Source organism: Ectopseudomonas chengduensis, assembly GCF_900102635.1.
Classification (GTDB): domain Bacteria; phylum Pseudomonadota; class Gammaproteobacteria; order Pseudomonadales; family Pseudomonadaceae; genus Aquipseudomonas; species Aquipseudomonas chengduensis.
Genome location: NZ_FMZQ01000010.1, coordinates 86,086 through 110,029, shown reverse-complemented (window position 1 = coordinate 110,029; position 23,944 = coordinate 86,086). Strand labels below are relative to the sequence as shown.

General features: G+C 62.5%; 25 protein-coding genes and 1 other RNA gene. 8 read left to right on the top strand and 18 right to left on the bottom strand.

Annotated elements, in window-relative coordinates; genetic code table 11:
• Nucleotides 1–2 precede the first annotated feature (2 nt).
• The 9 genes from mraY to rsmI form a co-directional block, all read right to left on the bottom strand.
• Nucleotides 3–1,085 carry a phospho-N-acetylmuramoyl-pentapeptide-transferase gene (gene mraY, locus BLS08_RS16440; protein WP_017678966.1) on the bottom strand — a complete coding sequence of 361 codons (1,083 nt, stop codon included), beginning with the start codon at nt 1,083–1,085 and terminating at the stop codon, nt 3–5.
• Entirely contained in the window at nt 1,086–2,456 is a 1,371-nt protein-coding gene (locus BLS08_RS16435; protein ID WP_090336917.1) for a UDP-N-acetylmuramoyl-tripeptide--D-alanyl-D-alanine ligase, read from the bottom strand.
• Nucleotides 2,449–3,912 (bottom strand): UDP-N-acetylmuramoyl-L-alanyl-D-glutamate--2,6-diaminopimelate ligase, encoded by a 1,464-nt coding sequence (locus BLS08_RS16430; RefSeq protein ID WP_090336915.1) that lies wholly within the window; start codon nt 3,910–3,912, stop codon nt 2,449–2,451. The genes BLS08_RS16435 and BLS08_RS16430 overlap by 8 nt, the downstream gene beginning before the upstream one ends.
• Nucleotides 3,912–5,639 carry a peptidoglycan D,D-transpeptidase FtsI family protein gene (locus BLS08_RS16425; protein WP_090336914.1) on the bottom strand — a complete coding sequence of 576 codons (1,728 nt, stop codon included), beginning with the start codon at nt 5,637–5,639 and terminating at the stop codon, nt 3,912–3,914. Before BLS08_RS16425 ends, BLS08_RS16430 begins: the two co-directional genes overlap by 1 nt.
• Nucleotides 5,636–5,929 carry a cell division protein FtsL gene (ftsL, locus tag BLS08_RS16420; protein ID WP_021488101.1) on the bottom strand — a complete coding sequence of 98 codons (294 nt, stop codon included), beginning with the start codon at nt 5,927–5,929 and terminating at the stop codon, nt 5,636–5,638. Before ftsL ends, BLS08_RS16425 begins: the two co-directional genes overlap by 4 nt.
• Nucleotides 5,926–6,870, bottom strand: a complete 945-nt coding sequence (rsmH, locus tag BLS08_RS16415; RefSeq protein WP_031306408.1) for a 16S rRNA (cytosine(1402)-N(4))-methyltransferase RsmH — start codon at nt 6,868–6,870, stop codon at nt 5,926–5,928. Before rsmH ends, ftsL begins: the two co-directional genes overlap by 4 nt.
• Before the next feature lie 2 nt (nt 6,871–6,872).
• Complete coding sequence (mraZ, locus tag BLS08_RS16410) at nt 6,873–7,328, bottom strand: division/cell wall cluster transcriptional repressor MraZ (RefSeq protein WP_003459315.1); 456 nt, start codon at nt 7,326–7,328, stop codon at nt 6,873–6,875.
• Nucleotides 7,329–7,635: 307 nt separating this feature from the next.
• Nucleotides 7,636–7,983, bottom strand: an RNA gene (rnpB, locus tag BLS08_RS16405) — RNase P RNA component class A.
• Between the two features lie 59 nt (nt 7,984–8,042).
• Nucleotides 8,043–8,942, bottom strand: coding sequence for a 16S rRNA (cytidine(1402)-2'-O)-methyltransferase (gene rsmI, locus BLS08_RS16400; RefSeq protein ID WP_090336912.1), 900 nt, complete (start codon nt 8,940–8,942; stop codon nt 8,043–8,045).
• A gap of 89 nt (nt 8,943–9,031) precedes the next feature.
• On the opposite strand from rsmI, the gene BLS08_RS16395 reads away from it, so the two are divergent.
• From BLS08_RS16395 to BLS08_RS16380, 4 genes are read left to right on the top strand one after another with little or no spacing between them, the layout of a single operon-like run.
• Entirely contained in the window at nt 9,032–10,840 is a 1,809-nt protein-coding gene (locus BLS08_RS16395) for a penicillin-binding protein activator (protein ID WP_055983921.1), read from the top strand.
• Nucleotides 10,837–11,196 carry a YraN family protein gene (locus BLS08_RS16390; RefSeq protein ID WP_017678958.1) on the top strand — a complete coding sequence of 120 codons (360 nt, stop codon included), beginning with the start codon at nt 10,837–10,839 and terminating at the stop codon, nt 11,194–11,196. Before BLS08_RS16395 ends, BLS08_RS16390 begins: the two co-directional genes overlap by 4 nt.
• Nucleotides 11,197–11,221: 25 nt before the next feature.
• Nucleotides 11,222–11,815, top strand: a complete 594-nt coding sequence (locus tag BLS08_RS16385) for a phosphoheptose isomerase (protein WP_055983924.1) — start codon at nt 11,222–11,224, stop codon at nt 11,813–11,815.
• A complete protein-coding gene (locus BLS08_RS16380; protein ID WP_021488097.1) occupies nt 11,812–12,345 on the top strand; it encodes a BON domain-containing protein in 534 nt (177 codons plus the stop codon). The genes BLS08_RS16385 and BLS08_RS16380 overlap by 4 nt, the downstream gene beginning before the upstream one ends.
• A 48-nt stretch (nt 12,346–12,393) precedes the next feature.
• Here the strand turns inward: BLS08_RS16380 and BLS08_RS16375 are convergent, their stop codons facing one another.
• The 7 genes from BLS08_RS16375 to rplM form a co-directional block, all read right to left on the bottom strand.
• Nucleotides 12,394–12,807, bottom strand: a complete 414-nt coding sequence (locus BLS08_RS16375) for a ClpXP protease specificity-enhancing factor (protein WP_017678955.1) — start codon at nt 12,805–12,807, stop codon at nt 12,394–12,396.
• A gap of 13 nt (nt 12,808–12,820) precedes the next feature.
• Nucleotides 12,821–13,438, bottom strand: a complete 618-nt coding sequence (locus BLS08_RS16370; RefSeq protein WP_021488096.1) for a glutathione S-transferase N-terminal domain-containing protein — start codon at nt 13,436–13,438, stop codon at nt 12,821–12,823.
• A 167-nt stretch (nt 13,439–13,605) separates the two neighbouring features.
• Complete coding sequence (locus BLS08_RS16365) at nt 13,606–14,385, bottom strand: cytochrome c1 (protein ID WP_090336911.1); 780 nt, start codon at nt 14,383–14,385, stop codon at nt 13,606–13,608.
• The gene (locus tag BLS08_RS16360; RefSeq protein WP_021488094.1) at nt 14,385–15,596 is read right to left on the bottom strand and encodes a cytochrome b; all 1,212 of its coding nucleotides are present in this window, start codon (nt 15,594–15,596) and stop codon (nt 14,385–14,387) included. Before BLS08_RS16360 ends, BLS08_RS16365 begins: the two co-directional genes overlap by 1 nt.
• The gene (gene petA / locus BLS08_RS16355; RefSeq protein ID WP_021488093.1) at nt 15,596–16,189 is read right to left on the bottom strand and encodes a ubiquinol-cytochrome c reductase iron-sulfur subunit; all 594 of its coding nucleotides are present in this window, start codon (nt 16,187–16,189) and stop codon (nt 15,596–15,598) included. Before petA ends, BLS08_RS16360 begins: the two co-directional genes overlap by 1 nt.
• Nucleotides 16,190–16,443: 254 nt before the next feature.
• Nucleotides 16,444–16,836 carry a 30S ribosomal protein S9 gene (rpsI, locus tag BLS08_RS16350; RefSeq protein ID WP_003459292.1) on the bottom strand — a complete coding sequence of 131 codons (393 nt, stop codon included), beginning with the start codon at nt 16,834–16,836 and terminating at the stop codon, nt 16,444–16,446.
• A gap of 14 nt (nt 16,837–16,850) precedes the next feature.
• Nucleotides 16,851–17,279: a 50S ribosomal protein L13 gene (rplM, locus tag BLS08_RS16345; protein WP_017678951.1), complete on the bottom strand. Its 429-nt coding sequence runs from the start codon at nt 17,277–17,279 to the stop codon at nt 16,851–16,853.
• Nucleotides 17,280–17,526: 247 nt separating this feature from the next.
• Here rplM and BLS08_RS16340 point away from each other — a divergent pair, with 247 nt between their 5' ends.
• Entirely contained in the window at nt 17,527–18,564 is a 1,038-nt protein-coding gene (locus BLS08_RS16340; protein WP_021488092.1) for an NADP(H)-dependent aldo-keto reductase, read from the top strand.
• Here BLS08_RS16340 and nfi read toward each other — a convergent pair.
• Both nfi and BLS08_RS16330 read right to left on the bottom strand, forming a co-directional pair.
• Nucleotides 18,561–19,274, bottom strand: coding sequence for a deoxyribonuclease V (gene nfi, locus BLS08_RS16335; RefSeq protein ID WP_055983932.1), 714 nt, complete (start codon nt 19,272–19,274; stop codon nt 18,561–18,563). The two genes, BLS08_RS16340 and nfi, sit on opposite strands and share 4 nt — an antisense overlap.
• A gap of 61 nt (nt 19,275–19,335) precedes the next feature.
• Entirely contained in the window at nt 19,336–20,475 is a 1,140-nt protein-coding gene (locus tag BLS08_RS16330) for an acyl-CoA dehydrogenase family protein (RefSeq protein WP_055983935.1), read from the bottom strand.
• Between the two features lie 145 nt (nt 20,476–20,620).
• On the opposite strand from BLS08_RS16330, the gene BLS08_RS16325 reads away from it, so the two are divergent.
• The 3 genes from BLS08_RS16325 to BLS08_RS16315 all read left to right on the top strand — a co-directional run bounded on the left by BLS08_RS16325 (nt 20,621) and on the right by BLS08_RS16315 (nt 23,924).
• Entirely contained in the window at nt 20,621–21,622 is a 1,002-nt protein-coding gene (locus BLS08_RS16325) for a GlxA family transcriptional regulator (RefSeq protein WP_017678947.1), read from the top strand.
• A 216-nt stretch (nt 21,623–21,838) separates the two neighbouring features.
• Complete coding sequence (locus tag BLS08_RS16320) at nt 21,839–22,873, top strand: hypothetical protein (protein WP_090336909.1); 1,035 nt, start codon at nt 21,839–21,841, stop codon at nt 22,871–22,873.
• 52 nt (nt 22,874–22,925) lie between these two features.
• On the top strand, nt 22,926–23,924 hold the full coding sequence (locus BLS08_RS16315; protein ID WP_090336907.1) for a putative solute-binding protein: 999 nt from the start codon (nt 22,926–22,928) through the stop codon (nt 23,922–23,924).
• The last annotated feature ends 20 nt before the right edge of the window (nt 23,925–23,944 follow it).

Below are 23,944 nucleotides of genomic sequence, written 5' to 3'. Positions count from 1 at the left end.
TATTACCTCAGTTTCAGGGTGGCCAGGCCGATCAGCACGAGAATCACGGTGATGATCCAGAAACGGACGATCACGCGCGGCTCAGGCCAGCCCTTGAGTTCGAAATGGTGGTGAATCGGCGCCATGCGGAACACGCGCTTGCCGGTCAGCTTGAAGCTGGCGACCTGGATGATCACCGACAGGGTTTCCATCACGAACACCCCGCCCATGATGAACAGCACGACTTCCTGGCGAACGATCACGGCGATGGTGCCCAGTGCGGCGCCGAGCGCCAGCGCGCCGACGTCACCCATGAACACCTGCGCCGGGTAAGTGTTGAACCACAGAAAGCCCAGGCCGGCGCCCACCAGCGCGGCGCAGAACACGATCAGCTCACCGGCGCCCGGCACGTAGGGAATCAGCAGGTACTCGGCGAAGTTCACGTTGCCCGACAGGTAGCAGAAGATCGCCAGCGCACCGGCCACCATCACGGTTGGTAGGATGGCCAGGCCGTCGAGACCGTCGGTGAGGTTCACCGCATTGCTAGTGCCGACGATGACGAAGTAGGTCAGCACCACGAAGCCGGCACCCAGAGGAATGGCGACGTCCTTCAGCAACGGCAGGATCAGGGTGGTCTCCACCGGGCTCTGCGCAGTCATATAAAGGAAGACGGCGGCAGCGAGGCCGAACACCGACTGCCAGAAATACTTCCAGCGGCTCGGCAGACCTCGCGAGTTCTTCTCGATCACCTTGCGGTAGTCATCGACCCAACCGATGGCGCCGAACAGCAGCGTCACGGCCAGCACCACCCAGACGTAGCGGTTGGACAGGTCGGCCCAGAGCAAGGTGCTCACGGTGATGGCGCTGAGGATCAGCGCACCGCCCATGGTCGGCGTGCCTTTCTTCGACAGGTGCGATTGCGGGCCATCGTGGCGCACCGCCTGGCCGATCTGCCGCACCTGCAGGGTACGGATCATCCACGGGCCGAGCCACAGCGACAGCGCCAGGGCGGTGAGCACGCCGAGGATGCCGCGCAGGGTCAGGTACTGAAAGACCGCGAAGCCCTTGTGGAACTGTTGCAGGTACTCCGCCAGCAGCAGCAGCATTTAGTGAATCTCCCCAGATACGCCACACAGCGCCGCCACGACCTTGTCCATGGCTGCGCTGCGTGAACCCTTGATTAGTAGTGTGCTGCCGGCCTGTTCGGCGCGAAGCGCTTCGATCAGTTCGGCTTGATCGACGAAGTGACGGCCTTTTGAGCCAAACTCCTCGACCGCAAAACGCATCAGCGGGCCAACGGCATACAGCACATCGACCTTGCCCGCGGCATGGCGGCCGACGTCGCGATGGCCCTGTTCAGCCCACTCGCCCAGCTCGCCCATGTCTCCCAGCACCAGGACGGTGCGACCGGAGAAGGCGGCGAGTATATCCACCGCCGCACACATGGACACCGGGTTGGCGTTATAACTGTCATCGATGACTCGCACGCCGTTCGGCGCCAGCTGCGCTACGGCGCGGCCCTTGACCGGTTGCAGGCTTTCCAGCCCTTCGACCATGGCGACCAACGGCATGCCCAGCGCATGAGCGGCAGCACAGGCCGCCAGTGCATTGGCCACGTTGTGCTCACCGAGCAGGTTGAGCTGAATGCGCGCGCTACCGACCGGGCTGCGCAGGGTAAAGCCCTGGCAGCCACGCTCGTCGCGGGCCAGATCGCTGCCGTGGAAGTCGGCGCGGGTGTCGCGCAAGGCAAAGCTCAGCACCTTGCGTCCGGCAGCGCGGCGCTGCCAGGTGATGAACGCCTTGTCATCCAGATTGAGCAGGGCCACACCATCGTTCGGCAGGCCTTCGAGAATCTCGCCCTTGGCCTCGACAATCTTTTCCGGACCGCCAAACTCACCCACATGGGCATTGCCGGCATTGGTGATGATCGCCACCTGCGGCTGGGTGAGGCTGACGGTGTAGGCGATCTCGCCGACATGGTTGGCGCCCAGTTCGATCACCCCGGCGCGATGCTCAGGCGCCAGCTCCAGCAGGGTCAGTGGCGCACCGAGGTCGTTATTGAGATTGCCACGAGTGGCCAGTACCGCGCCGCCGAGGCCGGCACGCAGAATGGACGCGAGCATTTCCTTGACGCTGGTCTTGCCACTGGAACCGGTCACGGCAGCCAGCGGGCCGGTAAAGGCCTGGCGGTTCAGCGCACCCAGTTGACCGAGTGCCAGACGCGTGTCGGCCACCAGCAATTGCGGCAACGGCGCATTCGCCACCTCACGCTCGACCAACGCGGCGACTGCCCCCTTGGCGGCGACGTCGACCAGATAATCATGACCGTCGAAGCGTGGGCCGGTCAGCGCCACGAAAAGCTGACCCGCAGCGATGGTGCGGCTGTCGGTGCCAACGGCGGAGAACGCCACATCGGCGCCAATCACGCGAGCGTTCAGATCGGCGGCGACGTCGCTGAGCAACCAGGGCTTAAGCATGCGCTACCTCCCAGGCCGCCAGGGCCTTGTTCGCTTCGATCAGATCGGAGAACGGCTGACGCACGCCCATGATTTCCTGGTAATCCTCGTGGCCCTTGCCAGCCAGTACCAGCACATCGGCGGCTTCAGCCTGGGCAATCAGCCGCGCGATGGCATCGCCACGGCCATGAATGAACTGCACCTGCTCCGGCGCTTTGAAGCCTGCGCGGATATCGGCAACGATCTGTGCCGGCTCTTCCGTACGCGGATTGTCATCGGTCACCCACACCGCATCGGCCAGCCGCTCGGCAACCGCGGCCATCAGCGGGCGCTTGCCGCGGTCACGATCGCCGCCGCAACCGAACAGGCAGACCAGACGCCCTTCGACGTGTGGACGCATGGCTTCGAGAACTTTCTCCAGCGCATCCGGGGTGTGCGCGTAGTCGACCACCACCAGCGGCTTGTCGCCGCCACCGAGACGCTGCATGCGGCCCGCTGGCCCCTGCAGTTGCGGCAGGACCTTGAGAATCTCGTCGAGGCCGTAGTCCATGCCCAGCAGCGCACCGACCACCGCCAGCAGGTTGCTCAGGTTGAAACGACCGAGCAGATTGCTGCGCAGCATGCCTTCGCCGCGCGGTGTCACCAGGCGCGCACGCACGCCGTGATCGTCGAAGTGCGCTTCGCTGCAATAAAGGAAGGCGCTGGCATCGCTGAGGCTATAGCCGATCAGGCGTGACTCGTGCGTTTGCGCGGCGAGCTCACAACCAAAGGCGTCATCGAGGTTGATCACTCGGCAACGCAGGTTCGGCCAGGCGAACAGCTTGGCCTTGGCTGCACCATAGGCCTCCATGCTGCCGTGGTAATCGAGGTGATCGCGCGACAGGTTGGTGAACACCGCCACGTCGAACTCCAGCGCCGCGACGCGGCCCTGATCCAGACCATGGGAGGAAACCTCCATCGCCACGGCGCGGGCACCGGCCTGCTTGAGCGAGGCCAGGGTGGCCTGCACCCCGACCGGATCGGGGGTGGTGTGCTTGCCCTGCTCCAGCGCGCCATGGAAACCGGTGCCCAGGGTACCGACGATGCCACAACGCTGACCGAGCAGATCCAGTGCCTGAGCCAGCAACTGGCTGACGCTGGTCTTGCCGTTGGTACCCGTAACACCGATCAGGTGCAAAGCGCGGCTCGGTTCACCGTAGAAGCGCCCGGCAATAGCCGAAAGCTGGCCGGCCAGCCCCCTGACCGGCACCAGCACAGCACTTTCAGCATGCATGGGTGCAGCGCCTTCGGCCTCGAAGGCCACTGCCGCAGCGCCGCGCGCAATTGCATCGGCGATATGCACGCGGCCATCCTGCTGGGTACCCGGCACGGCCAGGAACAGATCCCCCGGACGCACCTTGCGGCTGTCCAGAGTCAGTTCCCGAATCAGCACGCTGCTCTCGGCAGCTGGCAACAGTTGATTGAGTGGCATGGGCATCAGTTACGCCCTCCCTGGCCAACGGCGGCCATCTTCTGCTCGGGCGGCGGCAGATTGTCTGGCGCAATGTTCATCAAGCGCAGCGAACCTGCCATCACCCGGCTGAACACCGGTGCGGAAATCAGGCCGCCGTAGTAGGCACCCTTGCCTGGCTCGTCGATCACCACGACCAGCGCAATTCGCGGGTCCTGCGCCGGGGCGAAACCGGCAAACAGAGACCGGTAGGAGTTGGTCTGGTAGCCCTTGGCGCCAGCATTGGTCTTGCGCGCGGTGCCACTCTTGCCGGCGACGTGGTAACCCGGAACCTGGGCGCGGAACACGCCTCGCGGCGCCTCGACCACCTGCTGCAACATGCCCTGCAGGGTCTTGGCCACGTCGGGCGACATGACCTGCATGGCGCCTGGCTTGCTGTCCACGCGAATCATCGACAGCGGCGTCATGCCGCCGCCGTTGGCCAGTGCGGCATAGGCATGCGCCAGTTGCACCGCAGTCACCGAGAGGCCATAGCCGTAGGACAGCGTGGCGGTTTCCGCCTGGCGCCACTGGCGGTGATTGGGCAGATTGCCAACCCGCTCCCCCGGGAACCCGAGGCCGGTATCGCGACCGAAACCCAGGTTGCTCAGCACCTGATAGATATTCTCTCCACCCACGTCGAAGGCGATCTTGCTCATGCCGACGTTGCTGGAATTGATCAGGATACCGGTCAGATCCAGCGCCGGACCTTGCGTGCGGGAAACGTCGCGAATGCTGTAGCGGCCGATCTGCAGAGTGCCGTTGCCGACCTGAACGATGTCGCTGGGTTTCCAGCGACCGGTCTCCAGCGCAGCGGACATCGACAGCGGCTTGATGGTCGAACCAGGCTCGAACACGTCGATCATGGCGCGGTTGCGCATGGCTGCCGGGGTCAGGTTGCGACGGTTGTTCGGGTTGTAGGTGGGATGGTTGACCATCGCCAGCACTTCACCGCTCTTCACGTCGACCATCACCAGGCTGCCGGCCTTGGCATCGTTCTCCAGCAACGCATTGCGCAGCTCGCGATGGGCCAGGTACTGCAGGCGCAGATCAATCGACAACGCCAAGGCCTTGCCAGCCTTGGCGTTCTGCGCGACCTGAACGTCCTTGATCAACTTGCCACGCCGGTCCTTGAGCACCTGGCGCCTGCCCGGCACACCGGCCAGCCAGTCTTCGTAGGCCAGCTCCATGCCCTCACGACCCCGGTCGTCGATATCGGTGAAGCCGACGACATGAGCCGCCACTTCGCCAGCCGGATAGAAGCGGCGGAATTCTTCGATGGCATAAACGCCCGGGACTTTCAGGTCCAGCACACGCTGACCGTTCTCCGGGGTCAGGCCACGCACCAGATACATGAACTCGCGCTCCTTGTTCTGCTCAAGACGCGCGGCGAAGTTGGCGGGATCCTGGCCGAGTGCGGCAGCCAGCGCCGGCCACTGCTCACGGCCGGCCTGCAGCTCCTTGCCATTGGCCCACAGCGTGGTAACAGGGGTACTGACAGCCAGCGGCTCGCCATTGCGGTCGGTGATCAGACCACGATGCGCCGGGATCGGGATATGCCGCACGCTGCGAGCATCGCCATGCGCCTTGAGGAAGTCATGGTCGAGCACCTGCAGGTCGAGCATGCGCCAGGCAATGGCGCCCACCATCAGCGCCAGCAGCACCAGCACCAGGCGGAAGCGCCAGGGATAGAGTGCGCCTTCGAGCCCGATCATGGACGCACCATGCGCACGGCGGCAGGGTCGGGGATGTGCATTTTCAGCTGTTCAGTGGCCAGCGCTTCGATGCGGTTGTGTGCGGTCCAGGTACTTTGCTCGAGAATCAGTCGGCCCCACTCGGCCTGCGCCTTGTCACGCACGCTCAGCTCGCCGTACAGCTCATTGAGCAGCAGACGATTCCAGTGCGCACTGTAAGACACCGCCACAGCGGAAATCAGGATGGCGATGAACAGCAGCAGCATCAGGAAGCTGCCGCTGGGCATGGACTTGATCAGCCGGCGGCTCACCGCAATTTCTCCGCGATGCGCATCACCGCGCTGCGCGAGCGCGGATTGGCCTTGAGTTCGGCCTCAGCGGCGTAGACCGGCTTGCCGATCAGTTTCAGACGCGGTTCGAAGGCTTTCGGAATGATCGGCAGGTCGCGCGGCAGCTTGTCCGCCTCGCCCTTGGCCTGACGCTTCATGAACTGTTTGACGATGCGGTCTTCCAGCGAGTGGAAGCTGATCACTACCAGGCGACCACCGACTTCCAGCGTTTCCAGCGCCGCTTCGAGGCCGCGCTCGAGATCACCGAGCTCGTTGTTGACGTGGATACGGATGCCCTGGAAGGCACGCGTCGCCGGGTTCTTGCCCTTTTCCCAGGCCGGATTGGCCACGGTCAGCACTTGGGCCAGATCGGCAGTGCGGGTGAACGGCTGCTCGGCGCGGCGCTGCACCACGGCGCGCGCCATGCGCTTGGCGAAACGCTCTTCGCCGTAATCCTTGAGCACGCGGGCAATTTCGTCTTCATCCGCCGTGGCAATCCAGTCAGCGGCACTGACGCCGACATCCGGATTCATACGCATGTCCAGCGGGCCGTCATTGAGGAAGCTGAAACCACGCTCGGGATCGTCCAGCTGCGGCGAGGACACACCAAGGTCCAGCAGAATGCCGGCAACCTGTCCGGAAATGCCGCGGACAACAGCTTCTTCGCCAAGTTCCGCAAAACTGCGCTGTACAACGACAAAGCGGCCGTCTTCGGCCGCCAATGCTTCCCCGGTGGCTATCGCCAGGGGATCCTTGTCGAACCCCAAGAGCCGCCCATCTGGCCCGAGCTTCTGCAGGATCAGCCGACTGTGTCCGCCGCGCCCGAAGGTGCCATCTATATAACGACCATCACCGCGCACAGCCAGCCCCTCGACGGCTTCGTCGAGCAGCACGGTGATATGGCGCAACTTGTTATCGGTCATGGTCACAGGATCAGGTCACGCAGGTCATCGGAAAGGGCACCGGGCTGCTTGATGGCAGCAAGGTCGGCTTCGGCTACGGCATTCCAGGAATCTTCATCCCAGAGTTGAAACTTGTTCAGCTGACCGACGAGCATCGCTCGCTTGTCCAGCTTGGCGTATTCGCGCAAGCGCGGCGGCACCAGGAAGCGGCCGCTGGCGTCCAACTCGAGATCGACGGCATTACCGATCAGCAAACGCTGCAGGCGGCGGTTCTCTTCACGGAAGGAGGCCAGCTCGCGCAGCTTGTTCTCGATCAGCTCCCACTCGGCCAGGGGATAAACGCAAAGACAGGGGTCGACGGCGTCGATGGTCACGATGAGCTGGCCACTGCAACGCGCAACGAGCTCGTCACGATACCGACTCGGCATCGCGAGGCGCCCTTTGGCGTCGAGACTGATGGCGTTAGCTCCGCGAAACACGGCTGCGCTTCCCCTGTAATTAGCTTTCCATGCCCAAAAAACCCACTTCGTGCCACTTCTTACCACTTGCGCACACTATAGGAACGCGCACGCCCCACCGTCAAGGCGCTCCAGAAGGGAAAAATCCTTACAGGACGGAGATTTAGCGAACAAAAGCGAGGGGAAAAGGGATGCCGGAACCGGCTTTGGACAGATAAATCTCAACCATTCCAGCCAGCTGAAATTCGAACTTAAAGTAATTTGTTAAGAGTAAGAATTTTTCGGTATCAGACGGGAGGGAGATAGAAGCACAACGCGAGAAAGGAAGGAGGAGAGTCGATCTGTAAGCCGGGTTCTGTCGAGGACAGTCATTCCTCTACGACGTACATCACTGCACGCCTTTAGCAACCTACCCGGTTCCAGCGCGGGCCACGCCGATGGAACCCTATTTGGTCTTGCTCCGAGTGGGGTTTACCTAGCCACGGACTGTTGCCAGCCGTGCGGTGCGCTCTTACCGCACCTTTTCACCCTTACCGGCGCCGAGACGCTTAGGCGGTTATTTTCTGTGGCACTTTCCGTAGGCTCACGCCTCCCAGGCGTTACCTGGCACTCCGCCCTATGGAGCCCGGACTTTCCTCCCCCTTCTTGCGAAGGCAGCGACTGTCCGATCGACTCTCCGCCGGCAAGGGTACCGGGCGTGATGGCAAGCTGCAAGCCAGACCGACAGAGAATGCCCTAGGCCTTGCGCTCCAGGGCGACTTGGTAAAGCAGATTCTTGCGCACCCCAGTAATCTCCGCCGCCAGCGCCGCTGCGCGCTTGAGCGGCATTTCCGCCATCAATAGATCGAGCACGCGCAGGGCTTCGGCACTGACTGCGTCCTCGCCTTCCGGCGCCTGCCAGCCTGCCACCAGCACCACGCACTCGCCGCGCTGCTGATTGCTGTCTGCGCCCACCCACTCGCACAGTTCGGCCAGCGGCAGCCCCTGCAGAGTCTCGAAGGTCTTGGTCAGCTCACGCGCCAGCAATGCCGGGCGATCCCCGCCAAACACATCTCGCATGTCCTGCAAGCACTCGAGAATACGGTGTGGCGCCTCATAGAAGATCAGCGTGCGTGGCTCTTCTCGCACCTGCTCCAGACGCGCACGGCGTCCCGCCGCCTTGGCCGGCAGAAAACCTTCGAAGATGAAACGATCCGAGGGCAGACCGGCAGCCGACAGCGCGGCGATCAGCGCGCAGGCGCCCGGCACCGGCACCACCGCAATCCCCGCGGCGCGTGCCTGGCGCACCAGGTGGTAACCCGGGTCGGAAATCAGCGGCGTGCCCGCATCGGAAATCAGCGCAACATCCTCACCGGCCTGAAGGCGCGCCAGAAAGCGCCCGCCCTGATCGCGCTCATTGTGTTCGTGACAGGCAGCCAGCGGCGTCTCGATTCCAAAATGCTGCAGCAGGCGCACCGAATGCCTGGTGTCTTCAGCAGCGATCAGCGCCACCTCGCGCAAGATCCGCAACGCCCGCGCGCTGATGTCATCCAGGTTGCCAATGGGCGTGGCGACCACATACAGGCTGCCTGGCTGGACGCTTGAGACGGCGGGCTGACTCACTGGAAACACCTCGTTAATTGAAAGAGCGCTCATTCTAGCCGGTTCCGCCCCAGCGGCATCGCACGGATGTCGCCCCTTGGGTACAATCGCCGCTCGTTTTGCTCAAGTATCAGGATGACCCGATGATCGCTAGCCTGCGCCCTCTTTCTGCTCTTTTCCTGGCCGGCCTGCTTGCCGCCTGCGCCAGCTCGCCCTCCAACAACCTGGGCCAGCTGCCGCGCACGCCACAAGCCAGCATCGAGCAGATGCTCCAGCAAGCTGACGAGAGCAAGCCGGAGCAGGCTGCCCTGCTGCGCCTGTCCGCTGCCGACCAGAGCTATCAGCAGAACGATGTGGCCCGCGCCACCCGCATTCTCGAGCAGATCGACATTGCCAGCCTGCAACCCGCCCAACAGATCTTCGCCAGCACCCTGAAGGCCGAGCTGGCAATGGCCCGCAAGCAACCCAAGAGCGCCCTGAAAGCGTTGCAACACCCCAGTCTCGAACGCCTGGCAGAGCTGCCGATCGAGCAGCAGATCCGCACCCAACTGGTCCGCGCGCGCGCCCTGGAGGCCGATGGCCAGACCCTGGCCGCCGCCCGCGAACGCGTGTTCATCGCACCGCTGCTGAGCGGCCAGGCCGCCGCCGACAACCACGAGAACATCTGGGAGCTGGTCTCCAGCCTGCCGCCACAAACCTCTGCCGGCGCCGACAGCGACCTGGCCGGCTGGCTGGAATTGGCTCGAGCGACCAAAAGCGGTGCCACCCTCGAACAGCAGCAAGCAGCCATCGACCAGTGGGTCGCACAGAATCCGCAACACCCGGCCGCCGAGCAGTTGCCCGAAGCACTGGAAAAACTGCGCGAACTGGCCAGCCAGCCGCTGACCCGCGTCGCTCTGCTGCTCCCCCAGGAAGGCCAGCTGGCCAGTGTCGCCCGCGCCCTGCGTGACGGCTTCCTCGCCGCCCATTACGAAGCTCAGCAGGCCGGGCAGAACCCACCGGAAATCAAGCTCTACGACAGCTCCCGGATTGGCTCGCTGGATGCCTTCTACCAACAGGCACAAGCCGATGGCGTACAACTGGTGGTCGGTCCACTGGAAAAACCGCTGGTCAAGCAGCTAAGCGACCGCGAACAACTGCCAATCACCACCCTCGCCCTGAATTACAGCGACGCAGGCCAGGAAGGCCCGGCGCAACTGTTCCAGTTCGGCCTGGCCGCCGAGGATGAAGCCCGCGAAGTGGCTCGCCGCGCCTGGAATGACGGCATGCGCCGCGCCGTGGCCCTGGTGCCGCGTGGCGACTGGGGCGACCGCGTACTGGATGCCTTCCGTCAGAGCTGGCAGGCCCAGGGCGGCACCCTGATCGCCGCCGAACATGTCGACCAGCCGGTGGAACTGGCACGGCAGATCGCCGACCTGTTCCAACTGCGCGAAAGCGAAGCGCGTGCGCGCCGCCTGCAGAACACCCTGGGCACCAGCCTGGATGCCCAACCGGCGCGCCGTCAGGACATCGACTTCATCTTCCTTGCGGCCACCCCGCAACAGGCCCAGCAGATCAAGCCGACCCTGGCCTTCCAGTACGCCGGCGACGTGCCGGTCTACGCCACCTCGCACCTGTTCACCGGCGCCCATAGCCAGGCCCAGTACCAAGACCTGGAAGGCATCCGCTTCTGCGAAACGCCCTGGCTGCTCGACGCCCACGCGCCATTGCGCCAGGAAGTCAGCAATCAGTGGCCGCAGGCCGGCGGCAGCCTCGGCCGCCTGTATGCCATGGGAGTCGACGCCTACCGCCTGGCGCCACGCCTGGGCCAGCTCAAGGCCCTGCCTGACTCGCGCATCGACGGCCTGTCGGGCAGCCTCAGCCTCAATGCCACGCAGCGGATCGAGCGCCAGCTGCCCTGGGCCGAGTTCCGTGGCGGCCAGGTTCAGCGCCTTCCTGACAGCATCAATTGAGCGCACACAACGATCTGGGGCGAGCCGCCGAACAGGCGGCTCGCCAGCATCTGGAACGTAACGGCCTGCGCCTGATCGAACAGAACTGGAGCTGTCGGCGTGGCGAGCTCGATCTGGTCATGCTCGACGGCGATACAGTAGTATTCGTCGAGGTCCGCGCCCGTCGCCACAGCGCCTGGGGCGGCGCCCTGGAGAGCATCGATGCGCGCAAGCGTGGCAAGTTGGTCATCGCCGCCGAACTCTTCCTTCAGCAACATTCACGCTGGGCCCGCTACCCCTGCCGCTTCGACGTGGTCGCCATCAGTACCGACGGTGCCACTCGCCTCGACTGGATCAAGAACGCCTTCGATGCCTGACGGCCGTAAATTCAAGGTTTAACCGATGGACATGCAATCCCGAATCCGCCAGCTCTTCCAAGCCAGCATCGACACCAAGCAGCAGGCCGTGGAGGTTCTGACTCCATACATCGAGCACGCCAGCCTGGTGATGGTCCAGGCCCTGCTCAACGAGGGCAAGATTCTTTCCTGCGGCAACGGCGGCTCCGCCGGCGATGCCCAGCATTTCTCCTCCGAGCTGCTCAACCGTTTCGAGCGCGAGCGCCCCAGCCTGCCGGCCATCGCCCTGACCACCGACAGCTCGACCATCACCTCCATCGCCAACGACTACAGCTACAACGAGATCTTCTCCAAGCAGATCCGCGCACTCGGCCAACCGGGCGATGTACTGTTGGCGATTTCCACCAGCGGCAATTCCGCGAATGTCATCCAGGCCATTCAAGCTGCACATGATCGTGAGATGACCGTCGTCGCCCTCACCGGCCGCGACGGCGGCGGCATGGCCTCGCTGCTGCTGCCGGAAGACGTCGAAATCCGCGTTCCAGCCAAAGTCACCGCACGCATTCAGGAAGTCCATCTGCTGACTATCCACTGCCTCTGCGACCTGATCGACAGTCAATTGTTTGGGAGTGAAGAATGAAGCGTTCCGCCCTGATTCTGGCCGCCCTGGCCGTTACCCTGACCCTGGCAGGCTGTGGCAGCCGCAGCATCGGCAACAAGATCGATGACCAGTTCCTGGGCCCGGAGGTCGCGTCGCGCATCAGCAATGCACACGCCGACCTGTCCAGCCCGACCTCGCGCATCGTGGTCACCAGCTATAACGGCGTGGTGCTGCTCGCCGGACAAACCCCGCGCAGCGAGCTCAAGGATCGCGCCGCTCAGACCGCCCGTGGCGTACAGGGCGTGAAGAAGGTCTACAACGAGCTGCAGGTGCAGCAACCTGCATCCCTGCTGGCACGCAGCAACGATTCGCTGCTGACCACCAAGATCAAGACGCAGATGCTGGCCGACAGCAGCGTACCGAGCGCGCGGGTCAAGGTCGTGACCGAGAACGGCATCGTCTACATGCTCGGCCTGGTCACGCGCGAAGAAGCCAACGCCGCTACCCGCGTGGTACAGAGCGTATCGGGTGTGCAGCGGGTTGTGCGCCTGTTCGAATACACCAACTGATTCGAATGCAGAAACGACAAGGGCGCCCATGGGCGCCCTTTTCATTGCTCACTTGACCACTTTCAGACTTGGCCGGCCGCTGGGACGCGACGGCTCGCCGCCGGAAGGCCCATCATCATCCGGCTCTGGCTCTTCCGGACCACCCGCAACCGACGGTTCCATATCGAAGACCATACCTTGACCGTTCTCCCGCGCGTAGATCGCCAGGATCGCCGCGGCCGGAATGTACAGGCTGTGCGCAACACCACCGAAGCGCCCTTCGAAGCTCACCGCCTGATTGTCCATATGCAGGTGTCGCACGGCGCTGGGCGAAGCATTGAGCACGATCTGGCCATCGCTGGCGAAGCCTGGTGGCACCTGCACGCCCGGATACTCGGCACTGACCAGCAAATGTGGCGTGCAATCGTTATCGACGATCCATTCGTAGAGGGCGCGAACCAGATAGGGGCGACTGGAATTCATGGTTTCCTCCTTCTCAGCGCATCGCGCGCTCGGCAGCAGAAAGACTGGCCTGAAAGGCCTCACGGACGAACTGACGCTCCATATAGTCGAGCAGCGGCTTGGCCGGACGCGGCAACTCGATACCCAGAACCGGCAAACGCCAGAGAATGGGCAGCAGGCAGCAATCCACCAGACTCAGCTCGTCACTGAGGAAGAATGCCTTGTCCGCGAACAGCGGCGATACACCGGTCAGGCTCTCGCGCAGCTCCTTGCGCGCCAGTTGGCGCTCGGCCTCCTTGCTGCGCTTGTCGAGAATACGATCGACCAGCACGCACCAGTCACGCTGGATACGGTGCATCAGCAGACGACTGTTGGCGCGAGCAACCGGATAGACCGGCAGCAGCGGTGGATGCGGGTAGCGCTCGTCCAGATACTCCATCACCACGGACGATTCGTACAGCGCCAGGTCACGATCGACCAGCGTTGGCACACTGCCGTAGGGATTGACCTCGGCAAGCTTGGGCGGACAACGGCCCTGCTCGACATCGATGATCTCGACGCTGACACCTTTCTCGGCGAGCACCAGACGCACGCGATGGGAATAGTGGTCGGCGGGGTCGGAGTAGCAGGTCAACCTATTGGTCACCGCCATGGCGATCCTCCTCGCTTTTTTTGATTTTGCAGAAACACGAAGAATTGCCCAAGGCAATTCTTGAAGTTGCAAGTGACGGCACCGCAAGGTGGCCACCTGGAATGGCAGAGCACAAAAACCTGCGCGCCCATAAGGGCGCGCAGGTGTATGCAGAGAACTGCAACGACTTAATGCACGTCCTTCCAGTACTCACGCTTGAGCAGGTAGGCGAACACGAAGAAGAACGCCAGGTACAGCAGCACATAGGTGCCGATGCGCTGGGACTTCAGCTTGACCGGGTTGGCCGAGTAAGCCAGGAAGGTCACCAGGTTCTTGATCTTCTCATCGAACTCGGCCTCGCTCAGCTTGCCGGTATTCGGCTCTACGGTCAGCTGATCGCAGGCTTCGTGAGTGATCGGTGCGCCAGTCAGCGGGTCGAACTGCTTCTTGCCATCAGTGACGACCTGAACCTGCTTGCAACCGATCACCTGATTGCCCTGCAGACTGACCAGCACGTTCGGCATACCGACGTTCGGGAACACCTTGTTGTTGGCGCCCAGCGGACGGGATGGGTCGTCGTAGAAGGTACGCAGGTAGGTGTACAGCCAGTCGTTGCCACGCACGCGAGCGACCAGAGTCAGATCAGGCGGCGCCGCACCGAACCAGGCTTTGGCGTCGTCCGGCTTCATGCCGATCTTCATGTGGTCACCGATCTTGGCGTCGTTGAACACCAGATTGTCGAGCATGATTTCGTGCGGGATGCCGAGGTCATCGGCAACACGCTCGTAACGCTGGTACTGGGCGGCATGGCAGCCCATGCAGTAGTTGGCGAACGTACGCGCGCCGTCCTGCAGAGCAGCCTGGTCGCGTAGATCGATGTCCACCTTGTCCAGCGGATAGTTACTGGCAGCGCCCATGGCCAGAGCCGGCAGCGCAGCGAAAACAAATGCAGCGAAGAGCTTTTTCATCAGCCAGTCACCCTTTCCGGAACCGGTTTGGTCTTCTCCATCCTGGTGTAGAACGGCATCAGGATGAAGTACGCGAAGTACAGGAAGGTGCACACCTGCGACAGCAGGGTACGACCCGGAGTCGGAGCCAGCACGCCCAGCACGCCGAGGATGACGAAGGAGATGCAGAACACCAGCAGCCAGATCTTGCTCATCCAACCCTTGTAGCGCATGGATTTGACCGGGCTACGGTCGAGCCAGGGCAGCACGAACAGAACGGCGATGGCTGCACCCATGGCGATGACGCCGAGCAGCTTGTCCGGCACCGCACGCAGAATCGCGTAGAACGGCGTGAAGTACCAAACCGGGGCGATGTGCTCAGGGGTCTTGAACGGGTTGGCCGCTTCGAAGTTCGGCTTCTCGAGGAAGTAACCGCCCATTTCCGGGAAGAAGAACACCACGAAGCAGAACACGAACAGGAACACCACTACGCCGACGATATCTTTCACGGTGTAGTAAGGATGGAAGGCGATGCCATCGAGCGGCACACCGTTCTCGTCCTTGAGCTTCTTGATGTCGACGCCATCCGGGTTGTTCGAACCGACTTCGTGCAACGCCAGGATGTGCAGTACGACCAGGCCAAGCAGAACGATCGGCAGTGCGATCACGTGCAGGGCGAAGAAGCGGTTCAGGGTGATGCCGGAGATCAGGTAGTCACCACGGATCCACTGGGTCAGGTCGTCGCCGATGACCGGAATGGCACCGAACAGCGAGATGATCACCTGGGCGCCCCAGTAGGACATCTGACCCCAGGGCAGCAGGTAGCCCATGAAGGCCTCGGCCATCAGCACCAGGTAGATCAGCATGCCGAAGATCCACACCAGCTCGCGCGGCTTCTGGTAGGAGCCGTAGAGCAGACCGCGGAACATGTGCAGGTAGACCACCACGAAGAACGCCGAGGCGCCGGTGGAGTGCAGGTAGCGCAGGATCCAGCCGTACTCGACGTCACGCATGATGTATTCGACGGAGGCGAACGCGCCTTCAGCCGAAGGTTCGAAGCTCATGGTCAGCCAGATACCGGTAACGATCTGGTTGACCAGCACCAGCAGAGCCAGCGAGCCGAAGAAATAGAAGAAGTTGAAGTTCTTCGGGGCGTAATACTTGGAGAGATGGTCTTCCCACATCTTGGTGGCGGGGAAGCGCGCATCCACCCATTCCATGAATTTGCTCATCACGCGTTCTCCTGGTCCACACCGATGATGATCACATCATCCGTTTCGTAGGTGTGCGGCGGCACTGGCAGGTTCAGCGGTGCAGGCTGCGCCTTGTACACGCGACCGGCGAGGTCGTAACGCGAACCGTGGCAAGGGCAGAAATAACCACCCACCCAGTCCGGGCCCAAGTCTGCCGGGGCTACTTCCGGGCGGAAGGACGGCGCACAACCCAGGTGGGTGCACAGGCCTACCAGAATCAGCAGCTCTGGCTTGATCGAGCGGGTTTTCTTGTCCACGTACTCCGGCTGCACGGAGGCAGCGGACTCGGGATCGGCGACGCTGCCTTCGATCTTGGTCAGATTGGCCAGGATCTCCTCGGTACGGCGCACGATGAACACCGGCTGACCGCGCCACTCAGCAACCATCTGCTGACCTGCCTCGATCTTGCTGACGTTCACCTTCACCGGTGCACCGGCCGCCTTGGCCTTGGCACTGGGGAACCATGACCCCACGAACGGAGTCGCAGCACCTACCGCTCCTGCTGCACCCACCACGGAGGTGGCTGCAACCAGGAAGCGACGCCGGCCTGCATTCACGCCGTCATTGCTCATTCAGTCGTCTCCCATCAGCTTTGTGGCCTGTTGTTCAGGCCTCTACTAAGTAAAAATCGGGCCGCGCAAAAAATTCGCCAAATGGTAAAGAAAAGCCCCTTTTCTGACAAGGTAATTACCCCCGAAGAGACTGGCGAAAGCCTTGACGCGTGCGGCTTGCGCGTCTGCGGCACGTTGTCGCAGCACTTTGCCACGCCCATAAAAAACGCCCAGCTCCGTAAGGAAACTGGGCGCTTTTGGAAGCGTAGTCGCGATTAACGCTTCGAGTACTGCGGACGCTTACGCGCTTTACGCAGACCGACTTTCTTACGCTCGACTTCACGGGCGTCGCGAGTGACGTAACCAGCTTTACGCAGCGGGCTGCGCAGGGTTTCGTCGTACTCGATCAGAGCGCGGGTGATGCCATGACGGATGGCACCAGCTTGACCACTGACACCACCACCAGCAACGGTGACGAAGATGTCGAACTTCTCGACGGTCTCGGTCAGCTCCAGCGGCTGACGCACGACCATGCGAGCAGTTTCGCGACCAAAGAAGGTATCCAGGGTGCGATTGTTGATCGAGATGTTACCAGTACCCGGACGCAGGAAAACGCGCGCGGTTGCGGTCTTGCGACGGCCAGTGCCGTAGTTTTGAGTCGCCGACATAATGAACTATTCCGTTAAATCTTCAGTTCTTGGGGCTGCTGAGCAGTGTGCGGGTGAACTGCACCCTTGTACACCTTCAGCTTACGGTACATGTCGCGACCCAGCGGGTTCTTCGGCAGCATGCCTTTGACCGCAGTCTCGATCACGCGCTCAGGAGCACGAGCGATCAGCTTCTCGAAGTTGATCTCTTTGATGCCGCCCGGGAAACCGGAGTGGGAGTAGTACTTCTTGTCGCTGGCTTTGGCACCAGTTACACGCACCTGCTCGGCATTGATCACGACGATGTAGTCGCCGGTATCAACGTGCGGGGTGTACTCAGGCTTGTGCTTGCCACGCAGACGGCTCGCGATTTCGGTGGCCAGACGACCCAGGGTCTTGCCAGCAGCATCAACGACGAACCAGTCGCGTTTTACTGTTTCCGGTTTAGCAGTAAAAGTTTTCATTCTTTATAGCCTCAGGGGCCGCCCAGCAAAAATAGACGGCGGATCTTACTGGATAGTGCGTACTTTGACAAGTCAAAGGCAGCCGCATACGGACGCTATCGGGGGCTCGGGTCAGCGCGTCCACAATACGGCAAGATTCTTCGGCAGGCGGCGCATCACTTCCACCGCAGAAAGAGGTGCCGGATTATCCTGATTGCGAAAAAAATTTCAACCTGCTTGTATGACTCTTTTGCCAAGGGAGTACTCCATGGAATACCGCAAGCTGGGCCGAACCGATCTCGATGTCAGCGCACTGTGCCTGGGCACCATGACCTGGGGCGAGCAGAACAGCGAGAGCGAAGGCCATGCTCAGATCGAACGAGCCAAGGCCAGCGGCATCAACTTCATCGATACCGCCGAGATGTACCCGGTGCCTCCGCGCGCCGAAACCTACAGCAAGACCGAGCAGATCATCGGCAGCTATTTCAAGCAGCGCGGCGACCGCGCTGACTGGATTCTGGCCAGCAAGATCGCCGGCCCCGGCAACGGCATCAGCCATATCCGCGACGGCCAGCTGAAATTCAATCGCCAGCACATCGTCGCCGCCCTGGATGCCAGCCTCAAGCGCCTGCAAACCGACTGGATCGACCTGTACCAACTGCACTGGCCCGAGCGCCCGACCAACTTCTTCGGCCAGCTCGACTACAAGCACAAGGACGTTGAGTTCACGCCGCTGGAAGAAACCCTGGAAGTGCTCGACGAGCAGGTCAAGGCCGGCAAGATCCGCCATATCGGCCTGTCCAACGAAACCCCGTGGGGCACCATGAAATTCCTGCAGTTGGCCGAAAGCCGTGGCTGGCCGCGCGCAGTGTCGATCCAGAACCCTTACAACCTGCTCAACCGCAGCTTCGAAGTGGGTCTGGCGGAAGTGGCGATTCGCGAGCAGTGCGGCCTGCTGGCCTACTCACCGCTGGCCTTCGGCATGCTCAGCGGCAAATACGAAGGTGGTGCCCGTCCGGCTGGCGCACGCATCAGCCTGTTCAGCCGCTTCGCCCGCTACACCAACCCGCAGTCGGAAGCGGCCTGCTCACGTTACGTGGCTCTGGCCCGCGAGCACGGCCTGGACCCTGCGCAGATGGCCCTGGCCTTCGTCACCGCGCAGCCCTTCGTGACCAGCAACATCATCGGCGCCACCAGCCTGACGCAACTGGATAGCAACCTGGCCAGTGCCGAGCTGAAGCTCTCCGAAGAAGTGCTCGCGGCTATCGAAGCGATCCACAAGGCGCAACCCAACCCCGCACCTTAAAAGAGAGAAGGCTGATCGCGCCTGGCATCGCGTCGCGAAGCCAGGCGATCAGCCAGGCGAGTCGGTTCGGGCAGGCGGTGGCGCCTGACACAGGCCATGACCAGCTCCGGGGCACGCTCGAGGCTGACCCGGTTGCCCGGCGAGATGATCAGCGGCCGCACGCGGTCCTTGCTGCGCAGCACCCAGCCAATTTGTTCGCCCATCCTGTTCAGCAGCTCGACACGAGCCCCGCGCGCCTCGGCCAGCTCGGCGTGATGCCCCGTGAGAATCTTCTTGGCCACACCAATGGTCGGCAAGCCGCTGACCACACCCAAATGCGCGGCGATGCCCAGGCCGCGCGGGTGGGCGATGCCATGGCCGTCGACGAAGATCAGATCAGGTTCGTCTGGCAGGCCAGCCAATGCTCGAAGCAAGGCCGGCAGTTCGCGAAAGGACAGCAGCCCTGGCACGTAGGGCATGCTGGTGGGGATGCGCGCCACGCATTCGGCCATCGGTTCCAGAGTATCGGCGCCCAATAGCAGCGCGGCAGCGCGAGTGATGGCGCCGCCCTCCTCGAAGCCGACATCCACGCCCGCCAGGTGACGTAGCGGCGGATAATCGTCTTCCAGTCGCACTTGCCGGGCCAGTTGCGTCTGCAACTCACGGGCAGCCGCCGGGCTGCCATCCCAGTCCGCGAACGGGGATGCAGCCAGATCGCTCAATCGGGTCATGAAGCTCTCCAGACATTTCTGCCTTGGAGCCGCAGGGCGACGCCTGAGTTCGCCCCGCGAATTACACCAGCGAGCGGGAAATGATCTCCTTCATGATCTCGTTGGTACCGGCGTAGATGCGCTGCACCCGCGCATCGGCCCAGGCGCGCGCCACCGGATATTCCCACATGTAGCCGTAGCCGCCGTGCAGCTGCACGCACTCGTCGAGCACCTTGCACTGCAAATCGGTGGTCCAGTACTTGAGCATCGCCGCCGTCGGCACATCGAGCTTGCCTTGCAGGTGCAGCTCCAGACAGCGATCGATGAACACCCGACCGACCTGAATCTCCGTCGCCATCTCGGCGAGCTTGAAGCGGGTGTTCTGGAAGTCCGCCACGGCCTTGCCGAAAGCCTTGCGCTCACGGGTGTAATCCAGCGTCCACTGCAGCGCGGCCTCCGCCGAAGCCAGGGCACCGATGCCGACGGTCAGCCGCTCCTGCGGCAGCTCCTGCATGAGGTAGGCGAAGCCCATGCCCGGCTGACCCAGCAGATTCTCCTTGGGCACGCGCACGTCCTGGAAGAACAGCTCGGAGGTGTCCTGCGCCTTCATGCCGACCTTCTCCAGGCGCTTGCCCTTGGAGAAACCCGGCGTGCTGGCTTCTACCAGAAACAGGCTGGTGCCCTTGGCCCCCGCCTTGGGGTCGGTCTTGGCCACCACGATCACCAGATCGGCCAGCCAACCATTGGTGATGAAGGTCTTCGAGCCATTGATGACGTATTCGTCGCCATCGAGCACGGCGGTGGTTTTCACGCCCTGCAGGTCGGAGCCGGCGCCCGGTTCGGTCATGGCGATGGCCGTGACCATTTCACCGCTGACCAGCTTAGGCAGGTAGTGCTGCTTCTGCGCCTCGCTGCCGTAATGCAGGATGTAGGGCGCGACGATGTCCGAATGCAGCGAGAAACCGATACCGGTCAGCCCCAGGCGCCCGATCTCTTCGATCACCACGGTGCTGTAGAGAAAGTTGGCCGCCATGCCGCCGTATTCTTCGGGGATATGCGAACACAACATTCCCGCCTCGCCTGCCTTGTTCCATAGCGCGCGGTCGATATGCCCGTCCTTTTCCCACTGATGGTGATAAGGCACGGCTTCCTGCTCGAGAAACTTGCGCACGCTGTCGCGAAACAGTTCATGGTCGGAGCTGAATAGAGTTCTGGGAATCATGGCGCTACCTGTGTCTGGGGCGGGAGGAAAAGCATGGCCTCGACTTTAGCCAAGCAAACGCTTGGTCGCACTGGACACAAGCGCCAAAAAATAAGACGATCCAGCCGCTACATGACCACTTAGCCTTGAACAAGAATAAATACTTATGGTTATTCCAGAGCCGCGCACGGCGTTGCGCCGTGTCAGCATTCTCGCCACCGACGGCGTCTTCGCCTCCACCCTGATGCAAGCCAAGGACTTCTTCCACATGGCTGGCATTCGCTATGCCAAGCAGCAGGGCCTGGGCTTTGAGCCACCGTTCGACATCCACCTGGTCAGCCCGGATGGACTGCCCGTAAACAGCTTCAGCAAGGTCAAGGTGCCGGTAGACGGCGGTCTGGACAGCTGCGACGTGATCATCCTGCCCGCCTTCTGGGACGATTTCGACGCCCTCAGTCGTCGTTACCCACAGGTACTGGACTGGCTCAAACGCCAACATGCCAGCGGTACGGCGATCTGCGGCGAAGCCAGCGGGGTGTTCTGGATGGCCGAAGCGGGCCTGCTCGACGGCAAGGAGGCGACCACTTACTGGCGCTTCTTCCGCGAGTTTGCCGAGCGCTTCCCCAAGGTGTTGCTCAATCAGGACAAGCACCTGTCCGATGCCGACAACCTGTACTGCGCAGGCGGCGTCACCTCGGCCTGCGACCTCTATATCTATCTGATCGAGCGTTATTGCGGCGCCGGCGTGGCCCAGGGCGTGGCACGCGACATTCTCTACGAAGTACAGCGCAGCTATACGCCGGGGCGCATCGGCTTCGGCGGGCAGAAACTGCACCAGGACGTCACCGTGCTGCAGATCCAGCATTGGCTGGAGGAGCACTATGCCGACAAGTTCCGCTTCGAGGACGTGGCCCGCGAGCACGGCATGAGCATCCGCAATTTCATGCGTCGCTTCCAGAGCGCCACCGGTGACAAGCCTCTGCACTACCTGCAGCGCCTGCGCATCGAAACCGCCAAGAGCCTGCTGTCCTCCACCCGCAAGAGCATCAAGACCGTCAGCTACGAGATCGGCTACGACGATGCCAGCTTCTTCGCACGCCTGTTCCGCCAGCACACGGGGCTGTCCCCCAACCACTACCGCCGCCAGTTCCAGCAGCAGCCCCAGTGAAATCGCGCAGGCGCCGTTCGCCGCGCCAGCGGCGATTCGGTAACGCCTTGCACTAGACGATCTGTCTACCAACCCGCCACACCCACCAGAAGATTGGGTATCAGCCCAACCCGCTGCCAGTAGAGTGCTTACGTGGTCGGCCCGCCTACGCGTGGCAGACACGCAAGACCGTGCGCTGGATGCGCCTCTACAACAACAATAACGATGGAGAACGCCATGAGAATCTCTCGTGCGCTGCGCCTGTGCGCCATTGCATCGCTGGTGCTACTGACAGCCTGCACCCCGATCAAACGCTTCGGCGCCAACCAATCGCTGCGTTTCATGGAAAACAACCTGGTCGGCCCCATGCTCGAAAGCCATGACGCCGACATGGCCTGTTATTCCGGCGCGTCCGTCGCCCCCCTTATCCAGTCCACCAGCGGCATGGGTGCCGACAACCAGCAGTTGCTGACCCTGCTCTACCTCACCGCCGCTACCTGTGCCGAGCAGACCGCCTTCGAGCAGGAGCTGCGCTACCTGCGCGCCTCACGCAGCAAGCAGGTCGAAGAGGCACAGGATGCACGCATCACCCAGAAGCGCTATGCCGAGCTGGCAGCACGCCGCCAATACCAGTCGTACCGGAACTTCGCCAACTACTACGAGCAGCGCTTCGACATCCGCATCGGCGACAACTGCCCGACTTTCGACCAGGACATCGACGAACTGATCTACCTGCTGGGCCTGATCCAGGGCCTGCAAGCCATTCAGAACGACATCAACTCGCAGAACGCCGTCGGCGTGCCCAAGGACATCGCGGCCAAGACCGAGCGCGCCATGACCTGCCTGGACAACGAGAAGTGGTGGGGTGCCCCGATGGCGGCGCGCGCCCTGGTCTGGAACATGCTGCCGGGCAGCGGTGAGGGGCAGAATCCCTGGCAGGTGCTCGAGCAGTCGCGACAGATCGGTGAGCGTCGCGGCGTACGCCTGGCCCACGCCCTCTACGTGATCTCCGCCACGGCGAAGAACGATGAGCAGCACCTGCGCAACGCGCTGAGGGCCTTCGGCTCGACCCAGGCGGGGAACAGCAGCTTCACCCTCAACGAGTCGTATGCCCAGGTCGATGCCATCAGCAGCAGCACCGTCATGAACAATGCCGATCGCTACTGGACGACTAATGCCGGCACACGCACGCCAATCGGTGGCCTGCTGCGTTTCTGGGACGAGAAGCAGCAGCCGGTCGATACCGGCATCGAGATCGACGACCTGCTCTAGTCAGCTCGTCACAAGCCTTCCCGCCTCAGCGGCATGACCCGGAGTATCTGCCATGAAGTGTTCCAACCTAGCCGCCCCCGCTCTGCTCTGCCTGGCACTGGGCGCCGCCCCCCAGGCCTTCGCCCAGAGGATCTGCGTGTTCGATATCCTTGGCGCCCAGGGCGACATCTACAGCCTGATGAAGGACTACCAACTGGCTGCCAACAATTTCGGCGCCAACCTTGAGCTCAAGCCCTACACCGACGAGAAAATCGCCGCAGAAGACTTCAAGGCCGGGCAATGCGATGGCGTGATGATCATGGGCTTGCGCGCCCGTCAGTTCAACGGCTTCACCGGTAGTCTGGAAGCACTGGGCGCCCTGCCCAGCTACCAGGCGCTGGAAACGGTGATCACCACCCTGAGCTCGCCGAAGGCCAGCAAGTTCATGACCAGCGGCCCCTACGAAGTGGCGGGCATCGTGCCCATGGGCGCGGCCTACCTGTTCGTCAACGACCGCACCATCGACAACATCAGCAAACTGTCGGGCAAGAAGTTCGCGATCATGGACTACGACAATGCACAGGCGAAGATGGTGCAACGCATCGGCGCCCAGCCAGTCGCCTCCGATGTCACCAACTTCGCCGGCAAATTCAATAACGGCTCGGTGGATGTGGTCGGTGCGCCGGCGGCGGCCTACAAACCGCTGGAACTGCAGAAGGGCATGGGTGAACGCGGCGGTGTGGCGCGCTTCCCGGTGCTGCAACTGACCTATCAACTGGTCATCCGCCCTGAGCGATTCCCCGAAGGTTTCGGGCAGCAATCACGCGAGTTCGCCCTCAGCCAGTACAGCCGCGCCATGGACATCATCACGCAATCGGAAAGAGAGATCGACGGTCACTACTGGATCGACATTCCGCCCGGGGACATGGAGAAGTACAGCGTGATGCTGCGTGAGGCGCGCATTTCGCTGACCGAGGAAGGCATCTATGACAAACGCATGATGGCGGTGATGAAACGCGTGCGCTGCCAGATCGACTCAGCCGATGCCGAGTGCGCCCAGAGCCTCGAATAACAATAACGAAACGGGGAGCG